Source organism: Synechococcus sp. KORDI-49, assembly GCF_000737575.1.
In the GTDB taxonomy this organism is placed as follows: Bacteria; Cyanobacteriota; Cyanobacteriia; order PCC-6307; family Cyanobiaceae; genus Parasynechococcus.
The window spans coordinates 2,197,578-2,212,634 of the sequence record NZ_CP006270.1 but is presented as its reverse complement, the minus strand read 5'-3'; the positions used below and the strand labels follow the sequence as shown (position 1 = coordinate 2,212,634).

At 65.1% G+C, this 15,057-nt stretch carries 19 protein-coding genes; 11 read left to right on the top strand and 8 right to left on the bottom strand.

Going from position 1 to position 15,057, the window contains the following annotated elements; translation table 11 throughout:
* Positions 1–59: 59 nt before the first annotated feature.
* From KR49_RS11115 to KR49_RS11100, 4 genes are read left to right on the top strand one after another with little or no spacing between them, the layout of a single operon-like run.
* Positions 60–1,631, top strand: a complete 1,572-nt coding sequence (locus KR49_RS11115; RefSeq protein ID WP_043695371.1) for an NAD(P)H-quinone oxidoreductase subunit N — start codon at positions 60–62, stop codon at positions 1,629–1,631.
* A complete protein-coding gene (locus KR49_RS11110) occupies positions 1,624–2,331 on the top strand; it encodes an ABC transporter ATP-binding protein (protein ID WP_043695369.1) in 708 nt (235 codons plus the stop codon). The genes KR49_RS11115 and KR49_RS11110 overlap by 8 nt, the downstream gene beginning before the upstream one ends.
* 26 nt (positions 2,332–2,357) lie before the next feature.
* Positions 2,358–2,759 (top strand): PleD family two-component system response regulator, encoded by a 402-nt coding sequence (locus KR49_RS11105; protein ID WP_253912757.1) that lies wholly within the window; start codon positions 2,358–2,360, stop codon positions 2,757–2,759.
* A 35-nt stretch (positions 2,760–2,794) separates the two neighbouring features.
* On the top strand, positions 2,795–3,523 hold the full coding sequence (locus KR49_RS11100) for a response regulator transcription factor (protein WP_043695365.1): 729 nt from the start codon (positions 2,795–2,797) through the stop codon (positions 3,521–3,523).
* Here KR49_RS11100 and KR49_RS11095 read toward each other — a convergent pair.
* The 5 genes from KR49_RS11095 to KR49_RS11075 are packed head-to-tail and all read right to left on the bottom strand — an operon-like array spanning position 3,498 to position 7,693.
* Positions 3,498–4,550, bottom strand: a complete 1,053-nt coding sequence (locus KR49_RS11095) for a M23 family metallopeptidase (protein ID WP_043695362.1) — start codon at positions 4,548–4,550, stop codon at positions 3,498–3,500. The genes KR49_RS11100 and KR49_RS11095 overlap by 26 nt on opposite strands.
* A 28-nt stretch (positions 4,551–4,578) precedes the next feature.
* A complete protein-coding gene (locus KR49_RS11090) occupies positions 4,579–5,367 on the bottom strand; it encodes a biotin--[acetyl-CoA-carboxylase] ligase (RefSeq protein WP_052378244.1) in 789 nt (262 codons plus the stop codon).
* Positions 5,351–6,547, bottom strand: a complete 1,197-nt coding sequence (locus KR49_RS11085) for an aminotransferase class I/II-fold pyridoxal phosphate-dependent enzyme (RefSeq protein WP_043695360.1) — start codon at positions 6,545–6,547, stop codon at positions 5,351–5,353. The genes KR49_RS11090 and KR49_RS11085 overlap by 17 nt, the downstream gene beginning before the upstream one ends.
* On the bottom strand, positions 6,534–6,860 hold the full coding sequence (trxA, locus tag KR49_RS11080; RefSeq protein WP_043695358.1) for a thioredoxin: 327 nt from the start codon (positions 6,858–6,860) through the stop codon (positions 6,534–6,536). The genes KR49_RS11085 and trxA overlap by 14 nt, the downstream gene beginning before the upstream one ends.
* 59 nt (positions 6,861–6,919) lie before the next feature.
* Positions 6,920–7,693, bottom strand: coding sequence for a PspA/IM30 family protein (locus KR49_RS11075; RefSeq protein WP_043695356.1), 774 nt, complete (start codon positions 7,691–7,693; stop codon positions 6,920–6,922).
* A gap of 63 nt (positions 7,694–7,756) precedes the next feature.
* Here KR49_RS11075 and KR49_RS11070 point away from each other — a divergent pair, with 63 nt between their 5' ends.
* On the top strand, positions 7,757–8,275 hold the full coding sequence (locus tag KR49_RS11070; protein WP_043695354.1) for a DUF721 domain-containing protein: 519 nt from the start codon (positions 7,757–7,759) through the stop codon (positions 8,273–8,275).
* A gap of 4 nt (positions 8,276–8,279) precedes the next feature.
* Here the strand turns inward: KR49_RS11070 and KR49_RS11065 are convergent, their stop codons facing one another.
* From KR49_RS11065 to KR49_RS11055, 3 genes are read right to left on the bottom strand one after another with little or no spacing between them, the layout of a single operon-like run.
* Positions 8,280–10,103, bottom strand: a complete 1,824-nt coding sequence (locus KR49_RS11065; protein ID WP_043695351.1) for a glycosyltransferase family 39 protein — start codon at positions 10,101–10,103, stop codon at positions 8,280–8,282.
* Positions 10,078–11,187, bottom strand: a complete 1,110-nt coding sequence (locus tag KR49_RS11060) for a glycosyltransferase (protein ID WP_043695349.1) — start codon at positions 11,185–11,187, stop codon at positions 10,078–10,080. The genes KR49_RS11065 and KR49_RS11060 overlap by 26 nt, the downstream gene beginning before the upstream one ends.
* Entirely contained in the window at positions 11,184–12,119 is a 936-nt protein-coding gene (locus KR49_RS11055; protein WP_043695346.1) for a DMT family transporter, read from the bottom strand. The genes KR49_RS11060 and KR49_RS11055 overlap by 4 nt, the downstream gene beginning before the upstream one ends.
* Before the next feature lie 54 nt (positions 12,120–12,173).
* On the opposite strand from KR49_RS11055, the gene sppA reads away from it, so the two are divergent.
* The 6 genes from sppA (at position 12,174) to KR49_RS11025 (ending at position 15,013) form a co-directional block, all read left to right on the top strand.
* Positions 12,174–12,983, top strand: a complete 810-nt coding sequence (gene sppA / locus KR49_RS11050) for a signal peptide peptidase SppA (RefSeq protein WP_043695345.1) — start codon at positions 12,174–12,176, stop codon at positions 12,981–12,983.
* Positions 12,980–13,363, top strand: coding sequence for a chorismate mutase (aroH, locus tag KR49_RS11045; RefSeq protein WP_043695342.1), 384 nt, complete (start codon positions 12,980–12,982; stop codon positions 13,361–13,363). Before sppA ends, aroH begins: the two co-directional genes overlap by 4 nt.
* Positions 13,364–13,438: 75 nt before the next feature.
* Complete coding sequence (locus KR49_RS11040) at positions 13,439–14,011, top strand: DUF2808 domain-containing protein (RefSeq protein WP_043695339.1); 573 nt, start codon at positions 13,439–13,441, stop codon at positions 14,009–14,011.
* A 46-nt stretch (positions 14,012–14,057) separates the two neighbouring features.
* The gene (rpmH, locus tag KR49_RS13415; RefSeq protein WP_011128745.1) at positions 14,058–14,195 is read left to right on the top strand and encodes a 50S ribosomal protein L34; all 138 of its coding nucleotides are present in this window, start codon (positions 14,058–14,060) and stop codon (positions 14,193–14,195) included.
* 24 nt (positions 14,196–14,219) lie between these two features.
* A complete protein-coding gene (gene rnpA / locus KR49_RS11030) occupies positions 14,220–14,606 on the top strand; it encodes a ribonuclease P protein component (protein ID WP_043695333.1) in 387 nt (128 codons plus the stop codon).
* Positions 14,603–15,013 carry a PH domain-containing protein gene (locus KR49_RS11025; protein ID WP_043695329.1) on the top strand — a complete coding sequence of 137 codons (411 nt, stop codon included), beginning with the start codon at positions 14,603–14,605 and terminating at the stop codon, positions 15,011–15,013. The genes rnpA and KR49_RS11025 overlap by 4 nt, the downstream gene beginning before the upstream one ends.
* Positions 15,014–15,057: the final 44 nt, after the last annotated feature.

The window sequence follows — 15,057 nt, the reverse complement described above, 5'->3', positions numbered from 1 at the left end:
ACGAACGCCTCCCGGTAGCGCCGCTAGAGTCGCCGAAACCCACTGGTTCCAGGCCCGCCATGCCCGAGATGGGTGCCTTTCTGCTCGCCACTCAGGCCATGGCCGCTCCGGGCGATCTGCTGAATCTGTCGTTGAACGCCACCGCCGTTCTCCCGGAAGGGGCGGTTCTGCTGGCGATGATCGCCACATTGCTGGTCGATCTGGCCGGAGAGCAGGCCGCGGCCCGATGGGTGCCCCCGATCTGTTACGCCGGACTGGGAACGGCCCTGCTGCTGCTCGCTTTCCAGTGGAACGCTCCGGTTGAGAGCTCCTTCCTCGGCTCCTTCCTGGCGGACAACCTCGCCGTGGCCTTCCGGGCCGTGATCGCTCTCTCGACACTCCTGTCTCTGTTGATCAGCTGGCGTTACGCCGAGCAGAGCGGCACGCCGGTCGGGGAATATGCCGCGATTCTGCTGGCGGCCACGCTCGGAGCGATGCTGCTCTGCGGAGCCACGGATCTCGTCAGCGTTTTCGTTTCCCTTGAAACGCTGTCCGTCGCCAGCTATCTGCTGGCCGGATACATGAAACGGGATGCCCGCAGTTCGGAAGCGGCTCTCAAATACCTCCTGGTCGGTTCCGCTGCTGCAGCCGTCTTCCTTTACGGCGCCTCGCTTCTCTACGGTCTGAGCGGCAGCACCAGCCTGGAGGCCATCGGCATTGCCCTCCAGACCAGCGCGACCCCGCTGGCCGCGCTGGCTCTCGTGTTCGTCCTGGCGACCGTGGCCTTCAAGATCGCTGCGGTTCCCTTCCATCAATGGACACCCGACGTGTATGAGGGATCGCCGACTCCGGTGGTGGCCTTTCTGTCCGTGGGATCGAAAGCCGCTGGCTTCGCCCTCGCCCTGAGAATCCTGGTGGGCTGCTTCGGAGCTTTCGACGGTCAGTGGAAGCTTCTGTTCACGGTGCTGGCGGTGCTGAGCATGACCCTGGGCAACGTCGTCGCCCTGGCTCAGACCTCGATGAAACGGATGCTGGCTTACAGCTCCATCGGCCAGGCCGGCTTCGTGATGATCGGCATGGTCTGCGGCACTGAGGACGGATTCGCAGCGATGGTCCTCTACATGGCGGCCTATCTGTTCATGAATCTGGGCGCTTTCGCCTGCATCATCCTGTTCTCGATCCGCACAGGCAGCGACCGGATCTCCGACTACGCCGGGCTCTACCAGAAAGATCCTCTGATCACACTCGGGTTGAGCCTCTGTCTCCTCTCCCTGGGAGGCATCCCCCCGATGCTGGGATTCTTCGGAAAGATTTATCTGTTCTTCGCAGGATGGGCCGATCACCAGTACCTGCTGGTGGTTGTCGGCCTGGTCACGTCCGTGGTGTCGATCTACTACTACATCTCGGTGATCAAGATGATGGTGGTGAAGGAGCCTCAGGAAGCTTCCGAAGTGGTGCAGGCCTACCCGGATGTGCGCTGGTCCCTGCTCGGGATGAAACCCTTGCGGACCGCTCTGATCGGCTGTGTCGTGGTCACTGCCGTCGGCGGAATTCTCTCCAACCCCCTCTTCCAGTGGGCGAACGCGGCCGTGAGCGGCACCCCGATGCTTCAGAACGCCATTGCCCTCGCCGGTCAGAGGGGTCTTGGCTGAGTTGTCACCGGTCGCCGAACTGATCGACGTCAGCAAGGTGTATGGATCCGGTGACCTGACGGTTCGAGCCCTTGATCAGCTCGATCTCACCGTCCACCGCGGGGACTATCTCGCCGTGATGGGAGCCAGCGGCTCCGGCAAGAGCACCGCCATGAACATCCTGGGCTGCCTGGATCGTCCCACCAGCGGCAGTTACCGGCTGAACGGCCAGGCGGTGGAGCAACTCGATGACGATGCACTGGCGGATGTACGCAACCGCTCCCTCGGATTCGTGTTCCAGCAGTTCCATCTGCTGCCTCAGGCCACCGCCATGGACAACGTGATGCTGCCGATGATTTACGCCGGAGTGCCGGCGGAGGAACGTCGGGAGAGGGCCAAGGAAGCACTCGAACGGGTCGGCCTCGCTCAACGCCTGCAAAATCGACCGAATCAACTGTCGGGTGGGCAGCAACAGCGCGTCGCCATCGCCCGGGCGATCATCAATCGCCCGGCCCTGCTGCTGGCCGATGAACCGACCGGAGCCCTGGACTCCCAGACCACCGCCGAGGTGCTGGATCTTTTCGACGAGCTGCACCGACAGGGAATCACGCTCGTGATGGTGACCCATGAAGATGACGTCGCGGCCCGTGCCCGGCAGGTGGCCCGTTTCCAGGACGGCAGGGTGCTGAGTTCCTCTCCAGCGCTCCACGGATCACAATGAATCGATAAGGGGCCGGAATCGAGCTGTTGGCACGACAACTAAGCATTGCTGTGGTGGAGGACAACCCTCATATCCGCCAACTGCTGCAGGACGAGATTCACGATGAAGGTCATCGGATGATCGGATTCAGCAGTGCCGAAGACTTCCTGGCGGCCTATGGAGATGAGCCCATCGATCTGATCCTGCTTGATCTGATGCTTCCGGGCATGGATGGCCTCAGCTGTCTGCAACGGCTCAGGATCAATCCGTCCAAGGACGGGTGTCCACGGGTGGTGATCGTGACAGCCCTGGACGACGCGGAGAAACGCAGGATCGCTCTGGACAACGGAGCGGAGGAGTACATCCTCAAGCCCGATCTGTTTCTCCGGCTGCCGGACCTGCTGCAGTCCGGAACGAGCGTGACGGAGGAAGCAGGACGTCATCCATGAGCATGCCTAAGGTGGCCGCAAATGTTGGGGACTCCATGGCGCCCGAGTCGGTCACCCGCCTGCGTGTCCTGGTGGTTGACGACGAAAAGCGACTGACCGACCTGCTGCGACTCGAGCTGGATGTGGAGGGCTATGACGTCGACGTGGAACAGGATGGCGCCGGGGGGTTGATCCGCAGCCGCACCGATCCCACCCCGGATCTGATCATTCTCGATTGGAATCTTCCCGATTTCAGTGGAATCGACATCTGTCAGCGCATCCGCGCCGGGGGAGTCACCATCCCGATCCTGATGCTCACGGGCCACGATGAAATCACGGATCGGGTGAAGGCCCTTGATGCCGGTGTCGACGATTACCTGATCAAACCGTTCTCCATCGACGAACTGATGGCCCGGCTGCGGGCCATGCACCGACGGGCGGAAACCTTCTCAGGTGCCAGCGGCAATGCCGAGAACGCTGAAATCCTCCAGGTCTCCGACCTCACCTTGAACACGCGCACCCGGGATGTGTCCCGAGGCGATCGGGCCATTCACCTCTCGGTCAAGGAATACGACCTGCTGAACTTCCTGATGCGCGGAGCCGGGTCCGTTCTGGAACGGCAGGACATCATGCGTGGCGTCTGGGGCGAGAACTTCTTCGGCGACGACAACCTTCTGGATGTCTACATCCGCTACCTGCGCCAGAAGGTCGAACAGCCTGATGCACCGACGCTGATCCACACGGTGCGCGGAGTCGGCTTCATCCTGCGGGACGAGACGAGCTGAGAGCGGAGCCGGGCCGCTCCAGGGTCTTCAGAACCTGCGCCATCAACGTCGAAACGGCGTCTTCGTTGCGGGGGGCTTCCGGCTCCAGGGAGGGCCGGAGGCCATCCAACTGAGTCGGATCCACGGCGATCCAACCGCTCCCGGACGGTTGTCGCAACTCGAAGTGGAGATGGGGACCGGTGCTCAGACCGGTGCTGCCGACACGACCGATCACCTCCCCCTGTCGCACACGCTGACCGGGACGGACATAGATCTCCGACAGATGGCCGTACAAGGTCCGGCGACGGGGATTGGAATGCTCCAGTTCCACTGCAATGCCGTATCCGCCGGCCAGGCCGCTGCTGAGCACTGAGCCGCTCAATGCCGCCACCACCGGTGCCCCCTCCGGTGCCGCGAAATCACGACCGGCATGCATGCGCCAGATGCCCAGCACCGGGTGCAGACGCCAGCCGAAACCACTGCTGGAGAAGGCCTCACCCAGCACCGGAAACAGGAGACTGCGATCGCCATTGCCCTGGGCTGCCGAAGGGCGAGGGGTCACAGCGAAAACCGATTCGAGGCGGAACGAGGCCTTGGAGCCGGCGTTCAGCGACGTGACGGGGACGGTGAGCGGCGTCGAGCTCGGGGGCTGCGAGCGGCCCGTCCTTGACGCTGTCTCATCATTGGCCGCCTCCCGTCCGTTGATCCGAACGCGCACCGTTCCCCGGCGGGATCGGGATGGCTGCAGCAAGCCTGATGTGCACTCCTTCCAGGAGAGGGCACCTTCGCGGCAGGCGGCATCAAGCTTGGGTGCCGCAACCGGGGGAAGATCAGCAGGAACCGTGAGCGTCTCGGTCTCAAGGCTGTCCCGCTCCTCTCTGGTGATCACCCGATTCCGCTCGAGCTGTTCCAGATCCTGCGGTGGAGTGAGGGGTTGCGCGCTGATCACCTCCGGGCTCTCCGGCAGAGCCGCGGGCTCCGTTGGAAGCGGTTCTGGCAGCTCTGTGGGCAGAGCGATCAACCAGGCGAGTGCGAACCAGCGCAGCACCGATCGTTACAGGTCACGACAACACAACTTAAGAAAGTGATCCCGGACCACTGGACCAACGGGTCCAGTCCTTGGTCTGTGCGCCGCGTCGCAGGCGCAACGCCCCGTTAGGGGCCAGACCGGAGATGGACCAGATCAGGCCATCATCCGGATCGCGCACCCGATCACTCCAGAGCCTCCGTTCAGCCTCCGGCACACACCAGCGCAGATCAACGGAGTCCTCCATGCACCGGTCCAGGACCTGCAGCAACTCGGCGCACCAGAGACATGGTGAGCCCCCGGCAGGTCCCAACACCTGACGCAGCGCCACTCCGTGGGAGGGGATCCGGTTCTCCACATTCAGACCGACACCGATGCGCACGAGGCGAAGAGTGGAGCCGCGCTGAACCAGACGCGGAAGCAGACCCGCGAGCTTGCGGCCATTGACCAGAAGATCATTGGGCCACTTGATCGCCACCTCCAGTCCGCGCCGCTCCAGACGCTCTGCCAGACCCGTCGCGACGGCGAGCCCGATTAGCATCGCGCTGGCGGGTGGCCTGCCCTGCCAGGGCAACGCGGCACTGATCCAGAGCCCACCCCGAGGGGACATCCATGGGCGTCCCCACTGACCTGTGGCCCTGATCTGACGACCAGCGATCACGGCCCGGGGGTGGTCCAGCTGAGGCGCGTTCCGCAGCCAGCGCCCCAGCAGCGGCTCGGTGCTGCTGCAGACCGGTACCCAGCGAAGATGCCATGGCCGGGCATCGGCAGCGGCACTGCGCCGGTAGAGGGCCAGAGCTCCTCCACATCCCCGGGAGGGTTCAGTCCAGGGCGGCAAGGGCTTCCGCAAGGCGATCGACGGCCAACTGGAGCTCCTCGACGGGCCTGACCAGAGCCATACGCAGCCAGCCGCTCCCCTGGGATCCGAAACCGGATCCAGGCGTCAGGGCCACGCCACTGCGACGAAGCAGGTCCGAGGCGACCTGTTCGTCAGACCAGCCGCGCTCCAATGCCCTTGAGGGCAGAGGCATCCAGAGGTACATGCCCATCTCAGGACAGGGAACACCCCATTTCCGTTCGGCCAGAGCGGCCAGAACGCCGTCCCGTCGGGAGCGGTAGGTGGTGCGCAAACGCTGCGGCCAGTCGGCACATTGCGTCAACGCTGTGATGCCGCCCCGCTGGAGCGCGAGGGACTGATTGAAATCCACCACCGCCTTCACCTGACCCAGGGCCTCAATCAGGGGCGGGGCACCGACCGCGAAAGCGAGGCGGAAGCCCCCGAGCCCCCAGCCTTTGGAGAGCGAGAAGAATTCGATCCCCCAGGAACGCCAGCCAGGACTGCACAGCAGGCTTGGTGCCTCCCCCTCCAGTGCCAGATCGACATAGGGATTGTCATGGGCGATCACCAGCTCGTGCCGCACCCCCTTTGCCATCACCTGATCGAGAAGATCCTGATCTCCAACCCGGGCGGTCGGATTGTGGGGGTAACCGAGAACGAACAGGCGGAGGCGATCCCAGGCACTGCCGGGGAGGGACTCCAGATCGGGACGCCAATCGTCGGCCTCGCGGAGGGGGAGGGCTTGAATGTCGGCGTCGGCCAGGATCAGGCCTCCCCGGTGGGAGGGGTAGCAGGGATCCAGCAGCAGGGCTGCATCTCCGGGATCCAGCACGGCAAGAGGCAGGTGCGCCGTTCCCTCCTGCGAACCGATGAGCAGCTGAACCTCGCGATCCGGATCAACGGTCACGCCGAAACGGCGGTGGCACCATGCGGCGACGGCTGAGCGAAACGGCGCTGTTCCGGCCTGCAGGCAGTAGGCCGAACTGGAAGGCGACGGCAGAGCAGCCGCCATGGCCTCCAGCACCGGTTGTGGAGGGGGCAGATCCGAGGATCCCAGCGAGAGGTCGATCAGTGGAAGCGCCTCACCCCTCTCCGCGAGCGCGCGATGAACCAGCTTCTGCCGATCACAGCGAGCGAAAGTGCCGTTACCAAGGGCCGCGAGGCGCCTAGAGGTTGGCATCCAGGAAAGCCTGAAGCTGTGGCTTGGCGATGGCCCCTTCGTGTCGGGCGATGACCTGACCGTCGCGGAACAGCATGAGCGTGGGAATTCCCTGCACCTGATATGAGTCGCGGATTCCGGGGTTGCCATCCACCTCAAGCTTGCCCACGGTCAGACGGTCGCCGTAGGTCTCGGCAGCCCAGTCCATCAATGGCGCCATCAGCCGGCAGGGTCCGCACCAGGGAGCCCAGAAGTCAACCAGCACCGTGCCACTGACGCTGAGAACGTCAGCCTCGAAAGCTGCATCAGTGAAATCGGCGACTGCAGAGGACACGGCGTAGGGCAGGAGAGATCTGAATCCTATGCAGGTTCCGGGACCGGAGGAACGCCGGATCAGAGCTTGTCGATGGAGCGCTTGAGCTCCTCGAGATCAGCGTCGACCTGCTCCACCTTGACCGGCTGAACAGCGGGCTGGCTCTCGGCCGCAGGCAGGGCAACCGCTTCGGGGCCGCCTTTCAGCTGCTGGCGCAGTGCAGCCAGTTCGTCATCGACATCATCTCCGCTTTCCAGAGCAGCGAACTGACTCTCCAGATCGGCCCCGGCGAGCTCGGCCGCTGCCTGACCTGTGGCCTCCATCTGCTCGACCTTGTCCTCCATCCGCTCGAACGCCGCCATGGCGGAGTTGGTGCCGAGATTGCCCACGGCGCTCTGCAGCTGCTGCTGAGCCTTCGCCGCCTCGGCCCGGGCCTTGAGCATGTCCTTCTTCGTCTTGGCCTGAGCGATCTTTCCCTCGAGCGCCACCAGGCTCTTCTTCAGGGTCTCCACCTGTCCGTCCTGTGCCTGGATCTGGGTATTCAGGGATGTGGCTGTCTCCTGAAAGGTCTTGCGACGGCTCAGAGCCTCACGGGCCAGGTCCTCCTCGCCTTTCTTCAGTGCCAGCTCGGCACGTTCGTACCAGGTTTTCGACTGCGTCTCGGCCTGTTCAGCCTGGTTGCGCAGCCGCTTCTGGCTGGCGATCGCCATGGCCACCGCCTGACGCAGCTTCACCAGGTCCGACTGCATGTCGGCGACGGATTGATCGAGGATCTTGGCTGGATCCTCCAGGCCGCTGACGGCGGCGTTGGCGTTGGCGCGCACCAGTCGGCTCAGGCGGTCGAAGAAGCCCATGGAGGTATCCGGATCCGGGCTGAGGTTAGCCAGATCCGGCAGAAACCCTCCTAATGTCAGTCAATGGCCGTGGCTCCTGACTCTCAACGCCGTCGACTGAGAGGGCTCGAGCTGCTGCAGGCGCCCCAGCCGACTCCGGCAGCCCCTCTCCAGGACTGCCTTGAGGATCTCAAACGCGACTGGCATCGCGAGGGCAGCCTGGCGGCCCTCTGGCAGGACTGGCCCCGCATCGCCGGAGCTCATCTGGCCCCTCACTGCCAGCCCCTCAGTCTTCAACGCGGCATCCTCACCATCGGTGCCAGCCATCCCCAGTGGCGTCAGGCCCTGCAGTACAGCCGTTCTCAGCTTCTGGCCTCCCTGCGGGCCGCTGGCCACACCATCCAGGACCTGCGCATCCAACAGCACCATCCGGCGACGACGCGCGATCGCGACAGCGAGGCCAGCATCTGGGCCCGCCATCCCAGTCGGGCCGACGTCCACGGCATGGGGAGCTGCCCGCGCTGCGGCCGACCGGCTCCCAAGGGAGAGGTCTCACTCTGGGGATGTTGTGGCTTCTGCCACCGGGAACGGCTGACCCTTTAATCGATCAGAACCGCTCGGGCCTCGGATCGCGCCAGTCGGCATCGACCCCCTCCTGCATCAGGGCAGCAGCCCGCTGATCCAGCCGGCTCCGATCGAGACGCCAGACCTCATAGATGCCGTAGCTGCCGAGCAGCTGCGGATTCAGACCTCGCCAGTGCTCCTGACGCGCGGTGCCACGGTCGATCACCAGAAGCAGGGTGTCGGAAGCCTGCGGTGAACCCAGGGGATGTCCCTGCCAACCGCGCCGGCGCTCATGGCTGAGTCGATCGGCCAGGTTCACCAGAGCCCCATCCGAGCGTCCCTCAAACAGGATCACCCGTCCTGTGTAGAAGTGCAGCGACGGCTTCATCGCGCCCACCATCGCCAGCGGTTCCCGCTCTTGACGGGACTCGCTCATCCGTGCGGCGGCCTGCCGCACGGGCTGCTGACGCAGCTGATCCGCCAGCTCAGCGATCGGGACGAGAGCGGTCAAGTGGAACAGCACCAGGGCCCCCTGCATCCCGAGGAGAGCCACCAGGGCGTCGCGTCGATGCAACAGCACTCCGATCAGGCCGGCAGCCGTGAACCAGCCCGCAGCCCTCAGCACGAAACCACTGGCCAGCAGGTCGGGAGCCAGGGTGGGCATCTCCGGATCGCTGATCAGGGGAACCCAGATCGGTGAACTCCAGAAGCCGGCGGCGAGCAGCAGAGCCAGAGCAGCCGTGCTCAGCCAGGCCGCCCGAACGGGCCAGCACGGCCGGGCGGCGATCAAGGCGATCAGGAGTGCAGCCGCCGGGGTGGCAGGCAACCAGTAGCTGGGAAGCTTTGTGGCCGCTGTGGTGAACAGCAGAAGCACGGCCAGGAGCCAGGCGCTGCTGAACTGCTGAAGGGAATCCGGCGGCTCGGGGCGACCGCGCAGCCCCTGAGCCAGACCAACCAGCAGCAGAGGTGTGAAGGGAAGAGCCGCCACCAGCATCACCGGACCGAAGAACCACCAGGGCTGCAGATGGTCATTCACCACCGAGGTGAAGCGCTGGAGGTTGTGGTAGCCGAAGAAGCTGTCCCAGAACGGCTGGCCTTCCACCAGCAGTTCGGCGGCATACCAGGGCAGGCTGACGGAGGCTGTGATCAGCAGTCCCTGCAGGGGACGCAAGCGCTGCCAGGGTGTCACCGGATCTCGCCGCAGCGCCGCGAAGATCAGCAGGGTCAGACCGGTGAGGACCACGGCCACGGGACCCTTGGCGAGAACCGCCAGGCCGAGAACCACCCAGGCGGGCCACCAGCGAACCGACTCGGGGCAGGCGAAACGGCGCCACTGCAGAAGCAGGCTGAGGCCCAGCAGGGCACAGAGCAGAGCGTCACTCACCGCCGTGCGGGTCCACACGAGCACCAGCGGTGAGAGGGCGAAGGCGAGAGCTGCGGCAACGGCCGTCCTCCCAGGACGGCTGGTGCCTGGCTGAGGCCAGCGCAGCAGGGTGTCGGACAGGCCGAGCATCATCGCCACGGTCGCCAGAGCGGATGGCAGACGGGCTGCCCAGCTGCCGAGCGGATCCCACGTTTCACGGCCCGGCAGGGCGTTGAAGCCCCCCATGAGCCAGTACACAAGCGGTGGTTTGTCGTACCGCGGCAAGCCGTTGACACGGGGAGTCAGCCAGTCGCCGGTGTCGGCCATCGCCCGACCGGCCGCCGCGAAGAGAGGCGGCGTCTCATCCATCAGCCCCGTGCTGCCGAGTCGCCAAAGAGCGATCAGAACAGCCAGGACCATGACCAGCCCCAGCACCCGTCTTCGCTGTCTGTCCGACACCACCACCAACGCCGGCCCCTCAGTGCTGCGCGCCGATGCTGGCATCCTCCACGAGCCCATCCCTGATCCAGCGCTCCACGCGACCGCTGAACACCGCCCGGGTGGCGTTGTCCTCCACCCAGGAGCGGCAGCAGCGACGATCGATCTGCCCCACCCGATCGAGAGCCTCCACAAGGGCCTGGCGATCGTCCGGAGGCACCAGCCAGCCGGTCTCCCCGGAGCGGATCAGCTCCCCTGGCCCGCCCCGGTCGTAGGCGACCACCGGGACCCCGCAGGCCAGGGCCTCGACCACGACATTGCCGTAGGCCTCATTCCACTTCGGCGTGTTGATCAGTGCCCGGCAACGCCCCAGATCCCTCTGCAGCTCGTGCGTCGGCAGAAACCCTCTCCAGTCGATGGTGCCGGCCGGGACGCCAGCCTCCACGGCCTCTGCATAGGACGGATCTTCTCTCAGGCCCCACACCAACAGGCGCTCTCCAAGTGCAGCAGCCGCGGCCGCAGCATCTTCCAGCCCCTTCTCCGGAGCGATGCGGCCGGCCCATCCGAGGGGTCCGTCCGTCGCGAGCCGCAGCTCATAGCGACCCAGGTCAAAGCCATTTCCCACCACACGCGCTGGTGACGGCAGCTGGAAATCAGCGGCCTGCCGGCGGGTGTGAAAGGCCAGACGCCGCTGGTCCCACCGCGCCAGAGACTCGATCGCGTCGCGCATCACAGCCGCGACATCCCCCATGCTGATCAGATGAAACAGGGGAACCGAGACCCAGGGCGTGGTCCACAGAGGCAGCCAGTCGTAGCCGAAGTTGAGAACGGCGTCGGCGGCAGGGGCGCGTTTGAGGGCTTCAGCCAGCATCGACGGCAGCAGGCCGTTTCTCGGGATCACCACAGGGGCATCCTCAGCGGCGTGCTGCCAGCTGGGCTGATCCGCGCCCGGCAGCATGACCAGATCAACCGCTTCGCATCCAGCCGGCAGGCAGGAACCGTCAGCGGCGATCAGGGTCAGACGATGCCCCCGCTCAGCCAGCCCCTGCATCAGAGAGGTGAGGGTGAGTTCCACCCCGCCGCCGCGGCCGCTGCCAAGGGCGCCGATCGGGGTGCTCAGCAGCACCAGATCCAGTGGAAGCTCGCTCATGCCGCTTGAGACTCCGCAGGCTCCCAGAGGCGTCTTCGCTGACTGACGCAGAGCACGGACAACAGCACCAGAAACACCCCGAACCATTGCAGCGGCGCCAGTCGCTCGCCCAGGAACCAGCCACCGGTGGCCAGGGCGAACACCGGTGTGAGAAATCCAAGACTGCTGAAACCGGTGAGATCCCGCCGGCTGGCGAACCAGAAGAACAGGCCGTAGGCCAGGGCACTGCCCAGGAGGCTGGCGAAGGCCATGCGTGTCCAGTCGAAACCGCTCCAGGCAGGGGGCGCGAACCCACGTTCAAGACAGGAGAGAAGCAGAAGCGGGAGGCTGCCCAGAAGCATGTGCCAGCCGGTGGTGACCACCGGATCACTGTGACGCGAAGCGAAGCGGATCAACACAGTGCCAAACGCCATCGCCAGAGCGGCCAGCAGCATCCAGGCCTCTCCTGCCTGCAGCAGGTCCTGCATCGCGGGCCGCTCCGCCAGCAGCCACCAGTGACGCAACAGGTCAGCAGGCACCCCCAGACAGAGAACGCCAGCCAGGCCGAGGCCCAGCCCCAGCCAGCCCACAGGATTGATCGACTCAGCGAACAGAGCCCTGGCGAGCAGCGCGACCATCAGAGGCTGAGAGTCGATCAGCACCGAGCCGAGACCCGCTCCGGTCTGCTCCAGACCGCGGACCAGCACGGCCTGAAACAGGCAGGCATCCACCAGGGTGAAGAGGCCGAACCAGCCCAGGTCCCTCGAATCGATGCGCAGGGAGCGCCCCGAGGCACGCACCCACAGGAGCACCGCGATTCCGGCAGGAAGCAGGCGGAGACTGGCCACGAGCCAGGGGCCGCCCGTCGGGATCAGCGGGGCCATCGCCGTCATCGCCGTGCCCCACAACGCGAATGGAAGCACCATCAGCAGCCAGCGGGCGGAGGTTGGCATCGGGATGGGGGGTTGAGGGCCTTTTTAAGATCCGGAAGGAAGCAGCTGTGAGACATGGCCTGGCCGTGGCGTCGTAAATCCCGCCGGAAGATGGCCCGAGTCGTTCTCGACGGACCCATCACAGGCGCCACCCGGTTGCGGGTGCTCAAGGCCTTGAGGGAGGTCGGCGAGCGGGAATTCCCTGCCCTGTTGCTGCGGATCGACAGCCCAGGGGGCACCGTCGGTGACAGCCAGGAGATTCACGCCGCCCTGATGAGGCTGCGGGACAAGGGCTGCAAGGTGGTGGCCAGCTTCGGCAACATCTCCGCCTCCGGCGGTGTGTATGTGGGGGTGGCCGCCGAGACGATCGTCGCGAATCCCGGCACGATCACCGGCTCCATCGGGGTGATCCTGCGTGGCAACGATCTCTCGCGAGTGTTCGAGCGGATCGGAATCCGCTTCGACACGGTGAAGAGCGGACCGTTCAAGGACATCCTCTCGCCGGATCGACCGCTCAGCGACGCGGAACGGGCTCTGCTTCAGGAGCTCATCGACAGCAGCTACGACCAGTTCGTCGGCGTCGTCGCGGACGGTCGCGGCATGAGCCGTGAGGCCGTCAAGGCCTTCGCCGACGGTCGGGTGTTCAGCGGTGCTCAGGCCAAGGAACTCGGTCTGGTCGATGAGCTCGGGGATGAGGAACATGCCCGTCGACTCGCGGCCCGACTGGCGGAGCTGGATGAGGAGCTGCGTCCGGTGACACTCGGTAAGAGTCGCCGCAAACTCACCGGCCTCCTGCCGGGGTCTCAGCTGATCCAGCAACTTCAGAACCGTCTCTGCATCGAGCTCATGGGGAGCGGTCAGGTTCTCTGGCTGTATCGACCATGAGCGGCACCCTCCTGCAGCTGATCGGTCTGCGCGGAGCCACCACCTGTCCCGAAAACAGCTCAGACGCGATCCAGAAGGCCGTTGCCGACCTGATCGATGCCCTGGTCGATCGCAACGACCTCAGCGCGGACCGGATTGTGTCAGTGACCTTCTCCGTCACCGGGGATCTGAACGCCTGCTTTCCCGCTGCCGTCGCCCGCAGTCGCCGCGGCTGGGACCGGGTGGCGCTTCTGGACTGCCAGCAGATGGCCGTCGCGGGGGATCTGGAACGTTGCATCCGCGTTCTGGCCCTGGCGTGGCTGCCGGAAGGGCAGCTGCCGGTTCACCCCTATCTCGAAGGTGCCCGGATGCTCCGGCCGGACAGATCCGGTCACAACTGACAGCTCAGGCGCCGGCCCAGAGCCTCTCCTTCCTGGCTTGGGTCTCAGGAGAATCCCTTCATTCGAGTGGGTGCCATGCTCCGCAACCTGTTTCTCCGTCTGCTGCCGGCGGGGACGATCGCCGGCCTCGTGCTGGCCCCGGCATTGATTGCACCTCAGTCCGCGCCGGTCCGAGCCCAGGGCACGCCTGGTCTGATGGAGTTCCGCTGGGACACCGACCGGGACTACCGGAAGCTGTATTACTACCTGACCTCAACCCTGCCGGACGAACGCGCCACCTGGTATCTGACCCTGCGGGCCAAGGACCGCAAGACCGCCATCCTCAAGCTGACGGTGACCGTTCCCGATTACTTCGACTCGAAGTTGAAGACGGAACGCATGGCGGTCTGCCGCATGAGCAAGGGCGGAATGATGCACCGCACCAAATGCATCGAGGAGATTCCAGCCACCATCGAGATCAACAAGCAGCAGACCGCCATCGAGGTGTTCCCGGACAAGCCGATTCCGGTGGAGGGTGATTACGCCTTGCGGATCAAGCTGTTCAACCCGGAAGGCAAGCGGATGTACCAGCTCAACGCGCTGATTCAGGCCCCCGGCGACGTGCCCATGTCCGGCTACGTCGGCAGCTGGCTGATCGACATGGACTGACTGATAGGTTTACGAGTTCTGATCGGCCGGAAGCCAGACCACTGAGATGACCAAACGCACCCTGGGAGGAACAAGCCGCAAACGCAAGCGGGTGTCCGGTTTCCGCGTCCGCATGCGTTCCCACACGGGCCGTCGCGTGATCCGCACCCGCAGGAAACGGGGGCGTTCGCGACTGGCGGTCTGACGCACCTGTCCCGCAGTCGGGCCCATGGCACTCCCCGCGTCCATGCGTCTCAGGGGACACCGCTGCTTCAACCGCCTGCACCGCACCGGTCGTCGCCATCACGGGCAATTGCTGGTGCTGAGGGTGGTGCAGGCAGAGGTGCGTCTGCTCCGGCCTGAACTCCGTCGTCAGCCCGACGTGAGCTGCCGATGCGCCTTGGTGATCAGCAGCAAGGTGAGCAAACGCGCCGTGAAGCGCAACCGGCTGAGACGTCGGCTGCATGACCATCTGCGCCAGCGACTGGAATCCCGGCAGGACCTGGCCGGACTGTGGCTGCTCTTCAGTCTGCGTCCGGAGGCTGGGGAGGTGGATCCGTCGCAACTGCTCAAGGAATGCGACAGTCTTCTGAGAGATGCCGGGCTGGAAGGATGACCACCACCAATGAGCAGATCCACTACGAGGGTGGACCTGCCAGAGGAGATCTGATCTTCAACCTGCTGCTGGGGATCACCCTGATCGGCCTCCCCTTCACCATCGGAGCGGTGGTCAGGTCCCTGTGGCTGCGCTTCCGGATCACCAACCGGCGCGTCTCCGTCAGCGGCGGCTGGATGGGACGGGACAAAACCCAGGTTGTGTATTCCCAGATCAAGGAGGTCCGCAGCGTTCCCCGGGGCTTGGGTGCCTGGGGAGACATGGTGCTGGTGCTCAGTGACGGTTCCCGTCTCGAACTCCGCTCAATGCCCAACTTCCGCGAGACGGAGGCCTACATCCTCGAGCGGATGGCCGAACGCCGATCGTCGCCACAAGCCGGCCAGGCGGTCGAGGGATTCGCCGCCTGATCCGGTGGTACTGCACACTGGCATCACAATGATTTCTCCCACGG